This window comes from Streptomyces sp. NPDC055099 (assembly GCF_053607685.1).
The window spans coordinates 696,907-712,347 of record NZ_JBSGUA010000003.1 but is presented as its reverse complement, the minus strand read 5'-3'; the positions used below and the strand labels follow the sequence as shown (position 1 = coordinate 712,347).

The following is a 15,441-nucleotide window of genomic DNA, read 5'->3' as shown; positions in this document are numbered from 1 at the left end:
CGTGTCAGGGGCCTGCCAGGGGTGGCCGAGCGGTGGCATCCTCCCCAGCACCAGGGCACGGCGGGCAGCGGTGACGGGGGTAGGAAGCCATGAGCGGACGCAGGCCTCGGACGGGTCACGACTGGAAGGTGCTCGAGGAGGCGTGCGTGGCGCTCAAGCCCCGCATCCCCGAGCTGGTGGACGAACACCTGCGGCAGCTCTTCGAGCACTCGCCCGTGTACGCGCGGGTGCTGCCGTACGACCAGCAGTGGCGGGAGGCGGAGGACGCGATGCGCATCGGCATCGAGACGATCACCGCGCCGCGCGCGTCGCCGCGCCGCGATCTGGAGTACGCGGAGGAGGCAGGCAGACGCCGGGCCCAGCAGGGGCTGCCGCTGGACCTGGTGGTGCACTCGTACCGCAACGCGGGCTATCTGGTCTGGGACTCGCTGCTCGAAGGCTCCGTGGGGCAGGACCCGGAGAAGCTCGTGGTCCTGATGCGGTCGGCGACGATGGTGTGGGCGGCGGTCGACGCGCAGGCGGCTGCCGCGTCCGAGGCGTACCGGGCGGCGGAGGCGGAGCTTCGGCGCCGTACCGACGAGCAGTTGCAGGCGCTGCTTGACGCGCTCCTGGAGGGTCAGGCCGCTCCCGGCCTCGCCTCGCAGGTGGCCGCGGGGCTCGATCTGCCGGAGCGCGGGCCGTACGCGGTGGTGGTGCTGCGCGCCGAGCGGCGGGACGGGCGGGCCGCGTTCCACCGGCAGATCCAGCGGGCCGGGTTCCGTTTCGTCTGGCGGATGCGGACGGACCGGGAGGTGGGGGTGGTGGCGCTCGGCGCGGAGGAGGGCCTGGACGAGCTGGCCGCGGCGCTCGACGGGCGGTGCCCCGGGCCCGGTGGCATCAGCCCCGTGGTGGCGGGGCTCTCCGAACTCGGCCATGCGCGGCGGCTCGCCGAGCTGGCGCTGCGTACGTGTCCGCCGGACGCGACCGGGATCGTACGGCTGGACCAGCGGATGCCGACGGCGCTCGTGGTGAGCCAGCCGGAGCTGGCGGGGCGCCTTGTTTCGGACGTGTTCGGGGAGGTGCTGGCGCTGGAACCGGCGGACAGGGCGGTGCTCCTGGAGACGCTTGACGCGTGGCTGCTGTGCGAGGGTTCCGCCGGGCGGGCCGCGGGGCGGCTCTACTGCCACCGGAACACGGTGTTCAACCGCCTGCGGCGCCTGGAACAGCTGACCTCGCGGTCACTGGCCCGCCCCAGGGACCTGATGGAGATGACACTGGCCCTCGACGCGTATCGGCTGGCGCCGGGCTAGAGCGAATTTGCCTCGCCCCGTGGCCCGGGGGCGCGCGCCAAAAATCACCGGCTCCGCCGAGCTCGTCCTCAAACGCCGGACGGGCTGAAAACCCCCGGGCCCCGCAAGGCGGGCGGGGAACGACGCGAGCAACGCCCACCGGCCCCGTCAGGGGCGCGGGGAACTGCGCGGGCAACCCCCACCGGCCTCAGGTGTACGCGACCACCACTCGGGCCCCGTAAGGGGCGCGGGGAACTGCGCGACAAGCCCCCACCGGCCGCAGGTGAAGGACCACCGCACAGCCCCCTCAGGGCCCTCAGGGGCGCGGGGAACTGCGCGAATAACCCCCACCGCGCCCCCGGCGAGACACCGCCCCAGCAAAACCCCCTAGCTCAGGAAATCGCGGGCGATTCCCTCCGCCACCGTTTCCAGGATGGGCCCCGCCTCGGCAATGCAGCGGGCCACGTCCGGCTCCACGTCGGTGAGGGCGTAGGCGCGGCGGATGCCTGACTTGCCCAGGGCCTCCGCCGGAAGGGCGAGACGGCCGCAGACCGCCACCACCTCGACGCCCGCCGCGCGAGCCGCCGCCGCGACGCCCGCGGGGGCCTTGCCGTGGAGGGTCTGCTCGTCCAGAGACCCCTCCCCCGTGATCACCAGCGAGGCCCGCGCAAGCGCCGGCGCGAAGCCGAGGACGTCCAGCATGACCTCGATCCCGGGGCGGAAGCTCGCGCCGAGCCCGACCAGGGCCCCGTAGCCGATGCCGCCGGCCGCGCCCGCTCCCGGGGACTCCGCGTGCTCAAGGGCGGCGGAACCCACCGATTCGGCCAGCACCTGCGCGAAGTGCGCGAGGGCCGCGTCCAGCTCGGCGACGTCCTCCGGCGTGGCCCCCTTCTGCGGGCCGTACACCGCCGAAGCGCCCTTTGGGCCGGTCAGCGGGTTGTCCACGTCGCTGGCGAGGACCAGGTCGACCGAGGCGAAGCGCTTGTCGAGCCCCGAGAGATCCGCCGAGGCCAGCGTGGCGAGCGGGCCGCCCCCCGGCGCCACCGGCGCCCCTGCCGCGTCCAGGAAGACCGCGCCCAGCGCGGCCAGCATGCCGGCCCCGCCGTCCGTGGTCGCGCTGCCCCCGACGCCGAAGACGATGGTCCGCGCGCCCGCGTCGAGCGCGGCCCGCAGCAGTTCCCCGGAGCCGTACGTCGTGGACGTGAGCGGTGCGAAGACACCCTCGGGCAGCAGCTGGAGGCCGGACGCCTCCGCCATCTCCACCACCGCGGTGCCGTCCCGCAGCGCGTACGCCGCGGTGACCTCGTCGCCGAGCGGCCCCGTCACCCGTACCTCACGGCGCTCGAAACCGGCCGCGACCGCCGCGGCGACCGTGCCGTCGCCGCCGTCCGCCACCGGCAGGGCCTCGACCTCCACCCGCGGGGCGACCCGGCGGAGCCCGGCCGTCACCCGCTCCGCGACCTGCACGGCCGTGAGTGAGCCCTTGAACTTGTCCGCGGCGATGAGCACATGCCCCGCCGTCCCAGCAGCGTCCGCCACCTTGCATCCCCTTGCTTTCCGGGCCTTGCTCGCGTCAAGGCAGTCGCGCCGCAGCGACCATAACCGGAGGAGGGGCCGCCTGCCCATGGCCGTCCGCATATCGGAGCCCCGAACCCCTCCCTTAAATCCGCGTAAGTGGGGTGATAGTGGTGCGATGAGCTCGCAGGAATGATCGATCACGCGGCTCGGCCGACTTCGAGAACCAGACAAACGTGTCACCCTCCGCGCCGAACCCGTCACGTTGACCGCGCGCGACCGCCCCGGATTCGGTACACCGGACGCATGACCCCAGCACATACGGAACTCGCCGACCGTGTTCTCGGCGGCTGGATCGGGCGGATCGCGGGCAACATGCTCGGCAAACCCATCGAGCGGGGCGACTACTGGACGCGCGAGCGCATCGAGCGCTATCTGCGGCAGGCCGACGCGCTGCCGCTCACCGACTATCTGCCCGAACCCCCCTCCTGGGTCGAGGAGTTCCAGCTGCGGCCCGAGTGGCAGCAGTGCGTGCGCGGCAAGGTGCACGGCAGCTGCCGTGACGACGACATCGACTACGCGATCCTCGGACTGCATCTCCTGGAGACGCACGGGTTCACGTTCAGCACCGAACAGGTCGGCGAGCTGTGGCTGCTGCGCCTGCCCTATCTGCAGACGTTCACCGCGGAGCGCGCCGCGTACCGGAATCTGACCAACGGGCTCAAGCCGCCGCTCACCGCGACGTACGAGAACGCCTGCCAGGAGTGGATCGGCGCCCTGATCCGTGCCGACATCTTCGGCTGGACGAACCCGGGCGCCCCGCGCCGCGCGGCCTCCCTCGCCCGCCGCGACGCGGTGCTCTCGCACACCGGCAACGGGGTCTACGGGGCGATGTGGGCTGCGGCGCTCGTCTCGGCGGCGTTTTCGGCCGCCACCGCGCGCGCCGCCCTGGACGCGGCGTTCGGCGTGATCCCCTCCAGCTGCCGGCTGGCCCGTACGGTGCGCCGGGTCGTCACGCTCCACGAGGCCGGGCTGAGCTGGGAGGAGACCCTCGCCACCACCGAGTCGGAGACCACCGGACTCGGCTGGATCCACGCCGTGCCCAACTCGGCCGTCCTGGCCGCCGGGCTCCTCTACGGCGACGGCGACTTCACCCGCACCATCGCCCTCACGGTGCGCGGCGGCCTCGACACCGACTCGAACGGCGCGACCGCCGGGTCCGTCGCGGGTGTGCTGTGCGGGGCCAAGGCCATCCCGGCGCAGTGGCGAGACCCCCTGGAGGACCGGGTGCGCAGTGCGGTGTTCGGCTTCGACGGGGCGCGGATCAGTGAACTGGCCGCGCGTACCGTGGAGTTGGTGCAGGAGTAGAGGCAGGGAGCGGCAGCGGGGCGCGCCAACGCGGGGGCCGGACCTGCGCCGCCTCTACCCTTTTCACGTGACCATTCAGGATTACGCCACGTACATCGCGGGCCTGCCCCGCATCATCGCCGGGGCCGCCGCGCTCTTCAGGGACTCGGAGGGGCGGGTGCTGCTCGTCGAGCCCAACTACCGTGACGGGTGGGCCCTGCCCGGCGGCACCGTCGAGTCCGACGAGGGTGAGACACCGCGGCAGGGCGCGCGCCGCGAGACCGCGGAGGAGATCGGCCTGGACGTCGCTCTTGGCGCGCTGCTCGCGGTGGACTGGGTGCCGGGTGTCGCACGTCCCCCGCTGGTCGCCTATCTGTACGACGGCGGGGTGCTCGACGACGACCGGCTGAAGTCGATCAGGCTTCAGGAGGACGAGCTGCTCTCCTGGCGTCTGGTGGCCCGCGAGGAGCTGCCGCGTTTCCTGCCGCACGAGTTGGGGCTGCGGGTCGAAGCCGCACTCGCGGCACTCGATGCCGGGACGGGGACCGTGGAGCTGGAGAACGGCGTGCGGGTCGGCTGAACCGGAGAGCCGGAGGTCGGAGTCAGAAGAGGGCGTCCTCCTTGCGTGGTGTGGTCGCGCCCTCGAAGGCCAGCAGCCGCTGCTTGCGGTCGAGTCCACCGCCGTAGCCGGTCAGGGAGCCGCCCGTGCCGATCACCCGGTGGCAGGGCACGATGACGCCGATGGGGTTCTTGCCGTTGGCGAGGCCGACGGCGCGCGAGGCGTTGGGCTTGCCAAGGAGGGCCGCGAGTTCGCCGTACGTACGGGTCTCGCCGTACGGGATCAGTTGGAGCTGCTGCCAGACGGTGCGCTGGAACGGCGTGCCGTCCAGGCGCATGGGCAGGTCGAACTCCTTCAACTCGCCCTCGAAGTACGCCTCCAACTGGCTGGTCGTCTCGCCGAACGGGCCCGCGTCACGGTCGCCGAAGGTCTCCTCGGGCGGGCGGTGCCGCTGCTCTGTCATGTAGAGGCCGCTGAGGACCCCGTCGGTGGCCACGAGGGTCAGGGGGCCGTAGGGGCTGTCGATGACTGTGTGCTGACGGTGCACGGGGCTGTTCCTCTCGAACCGGCGCTCAGGCCGGGATGTGGTTGATGGGGTGCGCGTCGGTGGCCCACAGGTACTGGACCGCGTACGCCCGCCACGGGCGCCAGGCCGCGGCCCGCGCGGTCAGGGCGGCCGGGGTGTGCGGGAGGCCCAGCTCCTGTGCCGCGCGGCGGATTCCCAGGTCGGTGGGGAGGAACGCGTCGGGGTCGCCCAGTGCCCGCATGGCGATGACCTCGATGGTCCAGGGGCCGAAGCCGGGCAGTTCGGTGAGCCGGGCGCGGGCCTCCTCCCAGCCGCTCTCCACGCCGAGCCGCAGTGATCCGTCGGCGAGGTGGCGTACGAGCGTGGTCAGGGTGGTGCGGCGGCTGCGCGGCAGCGCGAGTGCCTCCGGGTCGAGCGCGGCCAGGGCTCCCGGCGCGGGGAAGAGGTGAGTGAGACCGCCCTCGGGGTCGTCGACCGGCTCGCCGTGCGCGGTGACCAGGCGGGCGGCGTGGGTGCGGGCGGCGGCGGTGGACACCTGCTGGCCCAGGACCGCGCGTACGGCGAACTCCGCCTCGTCGACCGTGCGCGGCACCCGGCGCCCCGGGGCCTTGGCCACCAGGGGTGCGAGCTGCGGGTCGGCGCTCAGTTGGGCGTCCACCGCGACCGGGTCCGCGTCCAGGTCGAGCATGCGGCGGCAGCGGCTGATGGCGATCGTGAGGTCGCGCATGTCGGTGAGGCTGAGGCGGCAGGCGATGTGGTCCGGGGCTGGGGTGAGGGCGACGACGCCGTGGCCGTACGGGAGGCGGAGCGTGCGGCGGTACGCGCCGTCGCGCCACTCCTCGACGCCGGGTACGGCGGTGGCGATGAGGTGGCCGAAGAGGTTGTCGGGGTTGAGCGGGGCGCGGAAGGGGAGGCGGAGCGAGAGCGCGCCGGGGGCGCTGACCCTGTTCACGGCCTTCGGGGCGCGGTCCCTCAGCTCGCCCGGGGCGAGGGCGAAGACCTCGCGGACGGTGTCGTTGAAGGTGCGGATCGAGGCGAAGCCGGCCGCGAAGGCGATCTCCGCCATGGGCAGGGTTGTCGTCTCGATGAGCAGCCGGGCGGTCTGGGCGCGCTGGGCCCTGGCCAGGGCGAGGGGGCCCGCGCCGAGTTCCGCGAGGAGCTGGCGTTCCACCTGGCGGGTGCTGTAGCCGAGGCGTACCGCGAGGCCCGGGACGCCCTCGCGGTCCACCACGCCGTCACCGATGAGCCGCATCGCGCGGGCCACGAGGTCGGCGCGCTGGTTCCACTCGGGGGAGCCGGGGCTGCTGTCCGGCCTGCACCGCTTGCAGGCCCGGAATCCCGCCTGCTGGCAGGCTGCCGCGCTCGGATAGAAGCTCATGTTCTCGGGCTTCGGGGGGACCACGGGGCAGCTGGGACGGCAGTAGATACGGGTGGTGGTCACGGCGGTGTAGAACCAGCCGTCGAACCGGGCGTCCTTCGACTGCACCGCACGTACGCAGCGCTCGGCGTCGGAATGCATCGAGGGGAGCGGCGGAGAACTCGTGGTCATGCCTCAAGGATCGGGCATGGGGGTGGAGGTGGCTGGCGAGAATCCGACATGGAGGTCAGGGGGCCGGGGCTGCGGTCAGGGAGCCGGGGCTGCGGTCAGGGGCCCGAGGTCACGGTCAGGGTGCCTCCTCGCGGGTGGGGACCGGGGTCATGTCTCCTTGCCGGAGGCGTTCCTCCGCCGTGTGTTCCACGTGGCCCATGGCCAGCCGCAGGAGGGGCGGTGCCATCAGGGAGGTCACGATGGCCACCAGGACGACGATCGTGTAGACCTCCTCGGTCAGGACGCCGAGCCGCAGGCCCGCCATCGCGACGATCACCTCGATGACGCCGCGCGCGTTCATGCCCGCCCCGATCCCGATCGCCTCCCAGCGGCTGAGCCGGCCCGCGAGCGAGCCGATCAGCGCGCCCGCGAACTTTCCGGCGACGGCCACGAAGAGGACCACGAGCGCCGACAGGAGGACCGTGGGGTCGGCGAGGGCGGACAGGTCCATGCGCAGGCCGGCCGTGGCGAAGAAGACGGGGGCGAGCACCGAGAGGACCACCGTCCGCAGGGGCGCGAGCGCGACCCCGTCCACGGCTCCGCTGGAGCGGATCAGGATGCCGCAGACGAACGCCCCGAACACCGCCTCCAGGCCCATCGCGTGGGTGGCGGACGCGGCGAGCAGGATGGCCACGACGACTCCGGCGGCCCTGACGCCCGGCTCCTGTCCCCTGCCGAGCAGGGTGAGGAACTTCCGTACGACGGGTCTGCCGATGGTGGCGGCGAAGGCGATGACCAGGGTCAGGAAGGTCAGGGGAAGGCCCAAGTCACCCACGGCGAGCCCGGTGGTGGCCATCGCGGACACCACGGAGAGCATGATCCAGCCGGCGACGTCGTCGACCACCCCCGCCGCCAGGATCAGCTGCCCGACGTTGCGGTGCAGGAGCTTCATGTCGAACAGCGTCTTGGCGATGACGGGGATGGCGCTGACGCTCATGGCCACGCCGAGGAAGAGCGCGAAGACCGTGCGGTCGGTGGAGTCCGGCATGAGCTCGCCGGGCAGAAAGTAGCCGACCAGGACACCGAGGCCGAGCGGGACGAGGAAGCCGGCCGCGCTGATCTGCGCGGCCACTCTGCCCCGCCGCCGCACCACCCCGAAGTCCAGCTCGATGCCGGTGAGCCCGACGAGCAGGACCAGGCCCAACTGCGCGAACGCGTCGAGGAGATGGGCCTGGTTCACGTCGGCCGGGAACAGCCATCCGGACAGATCCGGCCAGAGCTGGTGCAGCACCGAGGGGCCGACGAGCACTCCCGCGCAGAGCTCGCCCACGATGGACGGCATGCCCAGACGGCGGGCGAGGCGGCCGAGCGCCAGGGCGAGCAGGAGCAGGAGGCTCACCTGGAGCAGGAGCACCACGAGTTGGTGCTGGCCGAGCGGTGCCACGAGGCCGGATGCGATCAGCATGCTCAGATGGTCGGAGCCGAGGCGCGGAGGCTGCCCAGGTAGGGGTGCCACAGGTGGGTGGGGTCGTTCTCCACGGTGGCGACGAACTCCCGCATCTCCCGCAGGATCTGCGGGTCCTCCTCCCACATGTCGCCCTGCAGCAGCTTGAGGACGCCGATGCGGTAGCGCGGGTCCTGCACGAAGGCGGCGAACAGGACGTTGAGGCGGTAGTAGATGGAGATGAAGTCGTACCAGTTCTGGGCGCCTTGGCGCTGCGCCTTCTCGTACTGACGGAAGCGCTCGTGGGAGAAGTCGCCGGCCTCGAAGGCCGCGATGATGTCCTTCGACGCCAGGCGCGCGGTGTTGAGGGCGATGCTCACGCCGCTGGAGAAGATGGGGTCGACGAAGCGGGCGGCGTCGCCGATCATCACGAAGCGGTCGCCACAGATCTGCTTCAGGTGATAGCTGTAGTCGCCCTCGGTCTTGAGCGGGCGAATTCGCTCGGCTTTCTGGAGTTCCTCGTACAGGTCGGGGCGTGATTTCACGCAGTCCCAGAAGAACTTCTCCCGGTCGGTGTTCGCTTCCTTGAAGCGGTTCTTCTGGGTGACGACACCGAAGCTGGTGACGCTGTCGGTGATGGGGATCTGCCAGACCCACGAGTCATTGATCGGCAGGAAGTGCACGAAGATGTGGTCGATCTCCTCGGGGTCGATGGCGAGTGCCTTGCGGTCCACGCCCTCGAACCACGCGTGCACCGCGTACTGGTCGAAGATGGGGTCGGGTTCCTTCAGCTTTAGCTGACGGCCGAGCAGCGTCTGCCGGCCGGTGGCGTCGATCAGCATGCGGCCGGTCATCGGGAATTCCTTGCCGCCCGCACGGCACATGACGCTGACGCCGTCGGGGTCGTCGAAGTCGGCGCGGGTGACGCGCATGCCCTGGAACACCTTGGCGCCGAGGCTCTCGGCGTTCTTGAGCAGGATGAGGTCGAACTTCCCGCGGTCGACGTGGAAGGTGTACTCGCGGTCCACACCGGGCTGGGCGCGCTCACCGAACCTGACCTGGGCGGTCCAGTCGTACGACATTCCGGTGAAGCCGTTGGCGGGGATCTCGCGGTCCTCGGCCGTCGTCCAGGCTGCCCCGTACTTGCGGGGGAATCCGGCGCGCTCGACCTCGGGCATCGCGCCGGTCTCCAGGAGCACCGCCGTGGTCGCCGGCACCAGGGACTCCCCCACGTGCGGGCGCGGGAAGTTCTCGCCCTCGATCACGGCCACCGAAAGACCGGCCTTGGCGAGGTAGGCGGCGGCCGAAGAACCGGCCGGTCCGCCGCCCACGATCAGGACGTCGAAATCCGCGTTCATAAAACCTGCTTCCATTCCCGGGATCGGAGGCGCACGGCCCTTATTCGACAACGCCTTGATCGTAGGATGGCGACTTGGGGCCGTCAGCCCCTAACAGAGCGTCAAGCGCCCCTAACAGGTGGGCCCGCGCCCCTAATTGGCGGCCCTTTTCTTTAGGGGGAGGGCATGAAAAGCGCCCGCCCCCGGGGGATGTGGGGCGGGCGCCGACAAGGTGGGGGCGGTGCGGTTATTCGCGTCCGCCGCCCGGTGAGGTGACCGCGGGCTCGGCGTGCACGGGCTGCTGTGGCGGCTGCTCCAGCTTGCGCAGCTCGCGGCCTTCGACGTCGACGTCCGGCAGCAGGCGCTGCAGCGGGCCGGGGAGCCACCAGCCCGCGCGGCCGAGCAGGCACATGACGGCGGGCAGCATGGCCATGCGGACGACGAACGCGTCGAAGAAAACGGCGGCCGCCAGTGCGTACCCCACGGCCTGGACCATGGTCGACTCGGCAAGCGTGAAGCCGCCGAAGACGCTCATCATGATGACCGCCGCGGCCGTCACCACACGGGCGTTGTACGAGAATCCGGCGACGACGGATTCCTTGGTGCCCGCCCCGTGCACGTACTCCTCGCGCATCCTGGTCACCAGGAACACCTGGTAGTCCATGGCGAGGCCGAAGACGACGCCGATCATGAAGATCGGCAGGAGGTTGACGGTGACGCCGAGGGAGCTCATGCCGAGGACGTCGGTGAGCCAGCCCCACTGGAAGACGGCCACGACCGCGCCGAAGGTGGCGCCGACGCTGAGCAGGAAGCCGAGCGCCGCGGTCAGCGGAATCAGGACCGACCGGAACACGATCATGAGGAGCAGGAACGCGAGTCCGACCACCAGGATCAGGTAGGGCATGAGGGCGTCCGACAGCTTCTTGGACATGTCGATGTTGAGAGCCGTCTTGCCCGTCACCGCGACGTCCGCCCCGGTCTCGTCCTGGACGGCGCTGCCCTTGTCGCGGATGGCGTTCACGAGGTCGTTGGTGGACTCGGTGGTGGGGCCGCTGGTCGGCACCACGGTCAGCAGGGCGGTGTCGCCGGCCTCGTTCACGACGGCCCGGTCGACGGCGGCGACGTGCTCGAGTCCCTTGACGTCCTTGTACATCCGGTCCGCGACGGACTTGGCGTCGGTGCCTTCGGGGCTGTCGATGGCGACGAGCAGCGGGCCGTTGAAGCCGGGGCCGAAGCCGTCGCTGAGCAGGTCGTACGCCTCGCGCTGGGTGGTGTGCGCGGGTTCGGTGCCCTCGTCGGGCAGGCCCAGGCGCATGGAGAACGCGGGGATGGCGACGACGGCGAGGCCGACGAGGGTCACCAGGAGGATCGGCAGGGGGCGCCGGGCGATCAGGTTGCCGAAGCGCTTGCCGAGGGGCGGCGTAAAGCTGAACAGGGTGCCGCCCGGCAGGGTTTGGTCCTTGTCCCGCGCGGTCTCCTGGGCCGTGTTCCCCGTGGCGGCCTTCTGCTCAGCCTTGTTCGCGCGGGCTCCCGCGCGCCGCCCCGCGATGGCCCTCTTGCCCGCGAAGCCGAGGACTGCCGGGAGCAGGGTGAGGGCCACGCAGACGGTGATGGCGACGGACACCGCGGCGGAGAGCGCGATCTGTGTCAGCGGCGGCAGTTGGACCACGGAGAGGCCGCAGAGGGCGATGATCACGGTGAGGCCCGCGAACACGACGGCCGTGCCCGCCGTGCCGACCGCGTGCCCGATGGCCTCTTCCGGTGTCCGTCCCGAACGCACCTCGTGGCGGTAGCGGAACATCACGAAGAGCGAGTAGTCGATGGCGAGCGCGAGGCCGATCATGATCGCGAGGACCATGGCGTCCTCGGTCAGGTCGATGAAGCCCGTCGCCGCGTAGATGCCGCAGACGCTGATGCCGAGGCCCACGAAGGCCAGGAGCAGGGGCAGTCCGGCGGCGACGAGTGAGCCGAAGGCGATGATGAGGGTCACCGCGGCGACCACCACACCGATCATCTCGGTCAGACCGCTGCCCTGCGGTTTGATCGCGTCGCCGCCCATCTCGACCTTGAGGCCCGCGTCGCGCGCGGGGTCAGGGGCCGCCTTGAGGGCGTCCCTGTCCTTCTCGGTGAGGTCACCGGCCGGCACCTTGTAGCTGACCTGCGCGAAGGTGATGCGGCCGTCCTTGGAGACGAGATCGCTCGCGTACTCGACCTTGGCGACATGGGGGGCGCTCTTGAGGGTGGCGACGGTCTCGTCGATCGCGGCCCTGGCCTCCGGCCCGTCCGTGAGCTTCTCGCCCTTGGGTGCGGCGAAGACGACGCGGGCCGTGGCCCCGTCCGCCGCTGCCTGCGGGAAGCGCTCGGCGAGCAGGTCGTTGGCCTTCTGCGACTCCGTACCAGGGACGCGGAACTCCTCCGAGGTCGGGCCGGACAGGGTGACGGCGCCGGTGATGGCGGCGACGAGCAGCCCCAGCCACACGAGTGCAACCAGTTTCCGCCGCCGGAACGACAGGCGGCCCAGCCTGTAGAGGAAGGTAGACACAACACCCATCCATCGATAGCTAGTGAACAGTCATTTCGGAGCCTACTCTCGTAATTGGCGCCCGGTAAGGCGTTCGGCAAGAAAGAAATAAGATGTGACGCGCCGTCATGCACCGTTCGGGACATGCCAGTTCACCCGCCGGGGCGGGCGAACTGAGGGAAAGTCCTTGCTACGGAAGCTGCCGCAGCGCGGCCCTGTCGATCTTGCCCGTCGCACCCCGCGGCAGCGCCTCGCGTTCGATGCGCAGGTCTTCGGGGATGGCGGCCCGCGTGAGCCGCTGCGCGCAGTACCGGCGCAGCTTCAGCACACCCAGGCCGGAGCCGGGGACGGCGCGGACGAAGGCGCGCAGCCTGTGGCCGGCCAGGTCGTCCGGGACGGCGACGGCCCCGGCCTCCACCACGTCCGGATGGTCGAGCAGCACCTGCTCCACCTCCTGGACGTTGACGCGCGTGCCGCGCACCTTCACCTGGAAGTCGTTGCGGCCGACGAGGGTCAGGCAGCCGTCGGCGTCGCGGTGCACGACGTCACCGCCCGCGAAGTACACGCGCGGCACACCGTCCGCGTCGTCACGGGTGACGAAGCCGCCCTTGGCCGCGCCGGAGCCGAGGTAGCCGCGGCCCTGGAACGGTGTGCGCACGACGAGCTCACCCGTGCCCTCGCCGGAAAGCGGCAGCCCGTCCGCACCGAGGACCAGCGCGTCGACGCCCGGCAGCGGAGTGCCGAGCGCCAGCGGCTCCCCCGCGCTCATGGCCGTACGGTCGGCCTCGTACAGGAAGCTGTCGTTGGTCTCCGTGCAGCCGTACACATTGCAGAAGCGGGCCTCGGGGAAGAGTTCCGGCATGGCGGCGAGCACCTTCGGCGGCATCGTGTCGCCGGTGAACAGGACGTGGCGCGGGGCGGTGAGGCGTGCGGGCGCGGTGGGCCCGGCATCCTGGAGCAGCCGGTAGAGCATGGGCACCCCCTGCACAAGGCGGACGTCGTGCGTGTCGATCAGATCCCGCAGATAGGTGCCGTCCCCGGCCCGGTCGGCGTCCACGCGCACGACGCCGCCGCCCACGGCCAGCGTCGTCCACACCTCCAGGAGGGAGAGGTCGAAGTTGAGCGGGGCGTAACTGAGCACCGGGGTGCCGGGGCCGATGCCGAAGCGCCGGGCGGCCCAGGCGATGAACGCCTCCACGCCGTCGCGGGGAAGGGGGACGATCTTGGGCACACCGGTCGACCCCGAGGTGGTGAGCATCAGACCCACACCGTCGGGGATGACCGGCCTGACGGCGTGATCCGGCGGTGCCGCCACCTTCTGGGCTGTTACGTCACCCACGCGACCCGAGGGTTCGGGCGCGAGAATCCACTCCGCCCCTGCCCTGCCGACGAGCTCGCCCAAGGTGTCCGCACCCAGCTCCGCGGACGGCAGCAGCACCGGGCGGTCGTCGCCGAGGCAGGCGATGGCCAGCCCGACGGTCGCCGCCGAGGTCGGCGCGTACACACAGACCGGCGCGTCGGCGGGGACGTGCGCGTCACGCAGCGCCTCCCCGAACGCCGCGGCCTGCGCGGCCAGTTCGCCGTACGTGACGACTCCGGCGGAGGTGATCAGCGCCGGGGCCGTCGGCGCACGCCCGGCATGTTCCTTGAAGGACGCGAGGAAAGTGAGGGACGGCACGGTCGAGTCAGCCCAATCCGCTTGGTGGGTACGGCACTTGCCGAGGTCAGCAGGTTCCGTACCGGCTGTGTGCGAAGACGAGCGGCCGCTGGTCGTCGAGGGCGCCCGCGGAGACGACTTCACCGATGACGATGTGGTGGTCACCGGCGTCGACGACGCGCGCGAGGGTGCAGTCGAGGTAGGCGGCGGCGTCGGCGAGGACGGGCGCACCGGTCCAGGCGGTGGTCAGCCGCTGGCCGGCGAACCGGTCCACGCCGGTGGCACAGAACTGGCGGGCGATCCGCTCCTGGCCGCTGCCGAGGATGCTCACCGCGAAGTGGCCCGCGGCCTCGATGGCCGGCCAGGTCCGTGACGTCCTGCTGATGCAGAACAGGACCAGGGGCGGTTCGAGCGAGACCGAGGTGAAGGAGTTGATCGACACGCCGGCCGGTCCTTCCGGCGTGTCGGTCGTCACCACGGTCACGCCCGTCGCGAGGCTGCGGAGCACGGAACGCAGGTGCGGGGGTGGCACGACGGGTGTCATCTGGCGCGATGCACCGCGCATGTCCGGCTGTGGCACGTACGTGGGTCCTCTCCTCGGCGGCGTGGGCCCGGCTCAGCCGAGCATCGGCCGGGTCTTCTCCGCGAAGAGGCGCAGGGTGCGCTCCATCATCGCGTAGGGCTGTCCGCCGAAGTCGACCTGCCACAGGATGGTGTCCATGCCCAGGGCGTTCTGCATCTCGTCGACGCGACGGGCCGCGGTCTCCGGTGAAGCGATGATGCCGTTGCCGCCCGCGCCCTTGCCGCCGGCCTCGACGGACTTGGACAGGGCCTGGCTGTAGCCCTTGTAGTCGGGCGAGTCGACGCTCAGGACCGAGTGGGCCGCCTCCTTCCAGACGTCGATGTACTCCTGGAGGTAGGGCTGGGCCGACTCCATGGCCTCCTCGTCGGTGTCGGCGAGGACCAGCGGCACGACCATGGCGGTCTGCGGCGTGCGGCCGGTGTGGCCGTGGTGCTTCTCGAACTCCTCGCGGTAGGCGCTGACCAGGCCGTTGACGTGCTTGAACGTCTCCGGCTGAGGGGAGGCCGTCACGAGCAGGTTGTAGCCCTGCTCACCGGCCCAGCGGAAGCTGCTCTCGGACATGATGGCGCAGATCCACACCGGCGGGTGGGGGCGCTGGACCGAGGCGGGGAAGGAGTTGGCGTTCTCGTAGCGGTAGTACGGGGTGTTCTCGGTGACGTTCTCCTGCGTCCACAGCCGCACGACGGAGTCGACCGTCGTACGGAAGCGCACGATGCTCTCGTCCATGCTCACGCCGAACGCGTCGAACTCGTAGGGCAGGAAGGCGCGGGCGAAGCCGACGTCGAGGCGGCCGCCGCTCATGACGTCGACCTGCGCGGCCTCGGCGGCGATCTGGATGGGGTGGTGGAAGGAGGCCTGGATGCCGCCGGTCAGCAGCCGGATGCGCTGGGTGCGGGCCGCGACGGCGGACAGGAAGGCCAGGGGGCTCGGGCAGTAGCCTCCGGCGGCGTGCAGGTAGTGCTCGGTCATCTTGATGTGCGAGAAGCCCAGTTCGTCGCCGAGCTCCGCGAGACGCAGCACGTCGGCGAAGTACTCGGGAGCCGGGCGCACCTCCGGGCGGCAGTCGGGAAGCAGCGAGATGCCGTAGTTCATCGAACCCTCCTGGGGGCGCGGGTGATCGGATCTGCGGGGCGGTACGTCGGGGGGCGGCACAGCC

At 71.3% G+C, this 15,441-nt stretch carries 12 protein-coding genes; 3 read left to right on the top strand and 9 right to left on the bottom strand.

What is annotated here, in order from left to right; genetic code table 11:
• Nucleotides 1-89 precede the first annotated feature (89 nt).
• Complete coding sequence (locus tag ACWFRU_RS10970; protein ID WP_453685789.1) at nt 90-1,289, top strand: PucR family transcriptional regulator; 1,200 nt, start codon at nt 90-92, stop codon at nt 1,287-1,289.
• A gap of 366 nt (nt 1,290-1,655) precedes the next feature.
• Here ACWFRU_RS10970 and ACWFRU_RS10965 read toward each other — a convergent pair whose 3' ends face one another.
• Nucleotides 1,656-2,807, bottom strand: coding sequence for a glycerate kinase (locus ACWFRU_RS10965; RefSeq protein WP_453685788.1), 1,152 nt, complete (start codon nt 2,805-2,807; stop codon nt 1,656-1,658).
• Nucleotides 2,808-3,089: 282 nt separating this feature from the next.
• Here ACWFRU_RS10965 and ACWFRU_RS10960 point away from each other — a divergent pair, with 282 nt between their 5' ends.
• Complete coding sequence (locus ACWFRU_RS10960) at nt 3,090-4,151, top strand: ADP-ribosylglycohydrolase family protein (protein ID WP_453685787.1); 1,062 nt, start codon at nt 3,090-3,092, stop codon at nt 4,149-4,151.
• Nucleotides 4,152-4,218: 67 nt separating this feature from the next.
• Nucleotides 4,219-4,710 (top strand): NUDIX domain-containing protein, encoded by a 492-nt coding sequence (locus ACWFRU_RS10955; RefSeq protein ID WP_453685786.1) that lies wholly within the window; start codon nt 4,219-4,221, stop codon nt 4,708-4,710.
• Nucleotides 4,711-4,732: 22 nt separating this feature from the next.
• Here ACWFRU_RS10955 and ACWFRU_RS10950 read toward each other — a convergent pair whose 3' ends face one another.
• The 8 genes from ACWFRU_RS10950 to ACWFRU_RS10915 form a co-directional block, all read right to left on the bottom strand.
• A complete protein-coding gene (locus ACWFRU_RS10950; protein WP_453685785.1) occupies nt 4,733-5,236 on the bottom strand; it encodes a methylated-DNA--[protein]-cysteine S-methyltransferase in 504 nt (167 codons plus the stop codon).
• A gap of 25 nt (nt 5,237-5,261) precedes the next feature.
• Nucleotides 5,262-6,734, bottom strand: a complete 1,473-nt coding sequence (locus ACWFRU_RS10945; protein WP_453685892.1) for an AlkA N-terminal domain-containing protein — start codon at nt 6,732-6,734, stop codon at nt 5,262-5,264.
• 145 nt (nt 6,735-6,879) lie between these two features.
• Complete coding sequence (locus ACWFRU_RS10940; protein ID WP_453685784.1) at nt 6,880-8,208, bottom strand: cation:proton antiporter; 1,329 nt, start codon at nt 8,206-8,208, stop codon at nt 6,880-6,882.
• Between the two features lie 2 nt (nt 8,209-8,210).
• Nucleotides 8,211-9,545 carry an NAD(P)/FAD-dependent oxidoreductase gene (locus ACWFRU_RS10935; protein ID WP_453685783.1) on the bottom strand — a complete coding sequence of 445 codons (1,335 nt, stop codon included), beginning with the start codon at nt 9,543-9,545 and terminating at the stop codon, nt 8,211-8,213.
• 226 nt (nt 9,546-9,771) lie between these two features.
• Nucleotides 9,772-12,066, bottom strand: a complete 2,295-nt coding sequence (locus tag ACWFRU_RS10930) for an MMPL family transporter (RefSeq protein ID WP_453685891.1) — start codon at nt 12,064-12,066, stop codon at nt 9,772-9,774.
• 169 nt (nt 12,067-12,235) lie between these two features.
• A complete protein-coding gene (locus ACWFRU_RS10925; RefSeq protein WP_453685782.1) occupies nt 12,236-13,723 on the bottom strand; it encodes an AMP-binding protein in 1,488 nt (495 codons plus the stop codon).
• 46 nt (nt 13,724-13,769) lie between these two features.
• Nucleotides 13,770-14,246 (bottom strand): flavin reductase family protein, encoded by a 477-nt coding sequence (locus ACWFRU_RS10920; RefSeq protein ID WP_453685781.1) that lies wholly within the window; start codon nt 14,244-14,246, stop codon nt 13,770-13,772.
• 72 nt (nt 14,247-14,318) lie between these two features.
• The gene (locus ACWFRU_RS10915; protein ID WP_453685780.1) at nt 14,319-15,377 is read right to left on the bottom strand and encodes an LLM class flavin-dependent oxidoreductase; all 1,059 of its coding nucleotides are present in this window, start codon (nt 15,375-15,377) and stop codon (nt 14,319-14,321) included.
• Nucleotides 15,378-15,441 lie beyond the last annotated feature (64 nt).

Bases quoted from the DNA above. Each gene is read 5' to 3' on its own strand.
- ACWFRU_RS10960 (WP_453685787.1), top strand. From the start codon at position 3,090: ATGACCCCAGCACATACGGAACTCGCCGACCGTGTTCTCGGCGGCTGG.
- ACWFRU_RS10920 (WP_453685781.1), bottom strand. From the start codon at position 14,246: ATGACACCCGTCGTGCCACCCCCGCACCTGCGTTCCGTGCTCCGCAGC.
- ACWFRU_RS10915 (WP_453685780.1), bottom strand. From the start codon at position 15,377: ATGAACTACGGCATCTCGCTGCTTCCCGACTGCCGCCCGGAGGTGCGC.
- ACWFRU_RS10935 (WP_453685783.1), bottom strand. From the start codon at position 9,545: ATGAACGCGGATTTCGACGTCCTGATCGTGGGCGGCGGACCGGCCGGT.
- ACWFRU_RS10970 (WP_453685789.1), top strand. From the start codon at position 90: ATGAGCGGACGCAGGCCTCGGACGGGTCACGACTGGAAGGTGCTCGAG.
- ACWFRU_RS10945 (WP_453685892.1), bottom strand. From the start codon at position 6,734: ATGCATTCCGACGCCGAGCGCTGCGTACGTGCGGTGCAGTCGAAGGAC.
- ACWFRU_RS10940 (WP_453685784.1), bottom strand. From the start codon at position 8,208: ATGCTGATCGCATCCGGCCTCGTGGCACCGCTCGGCCAGCACCAACTC.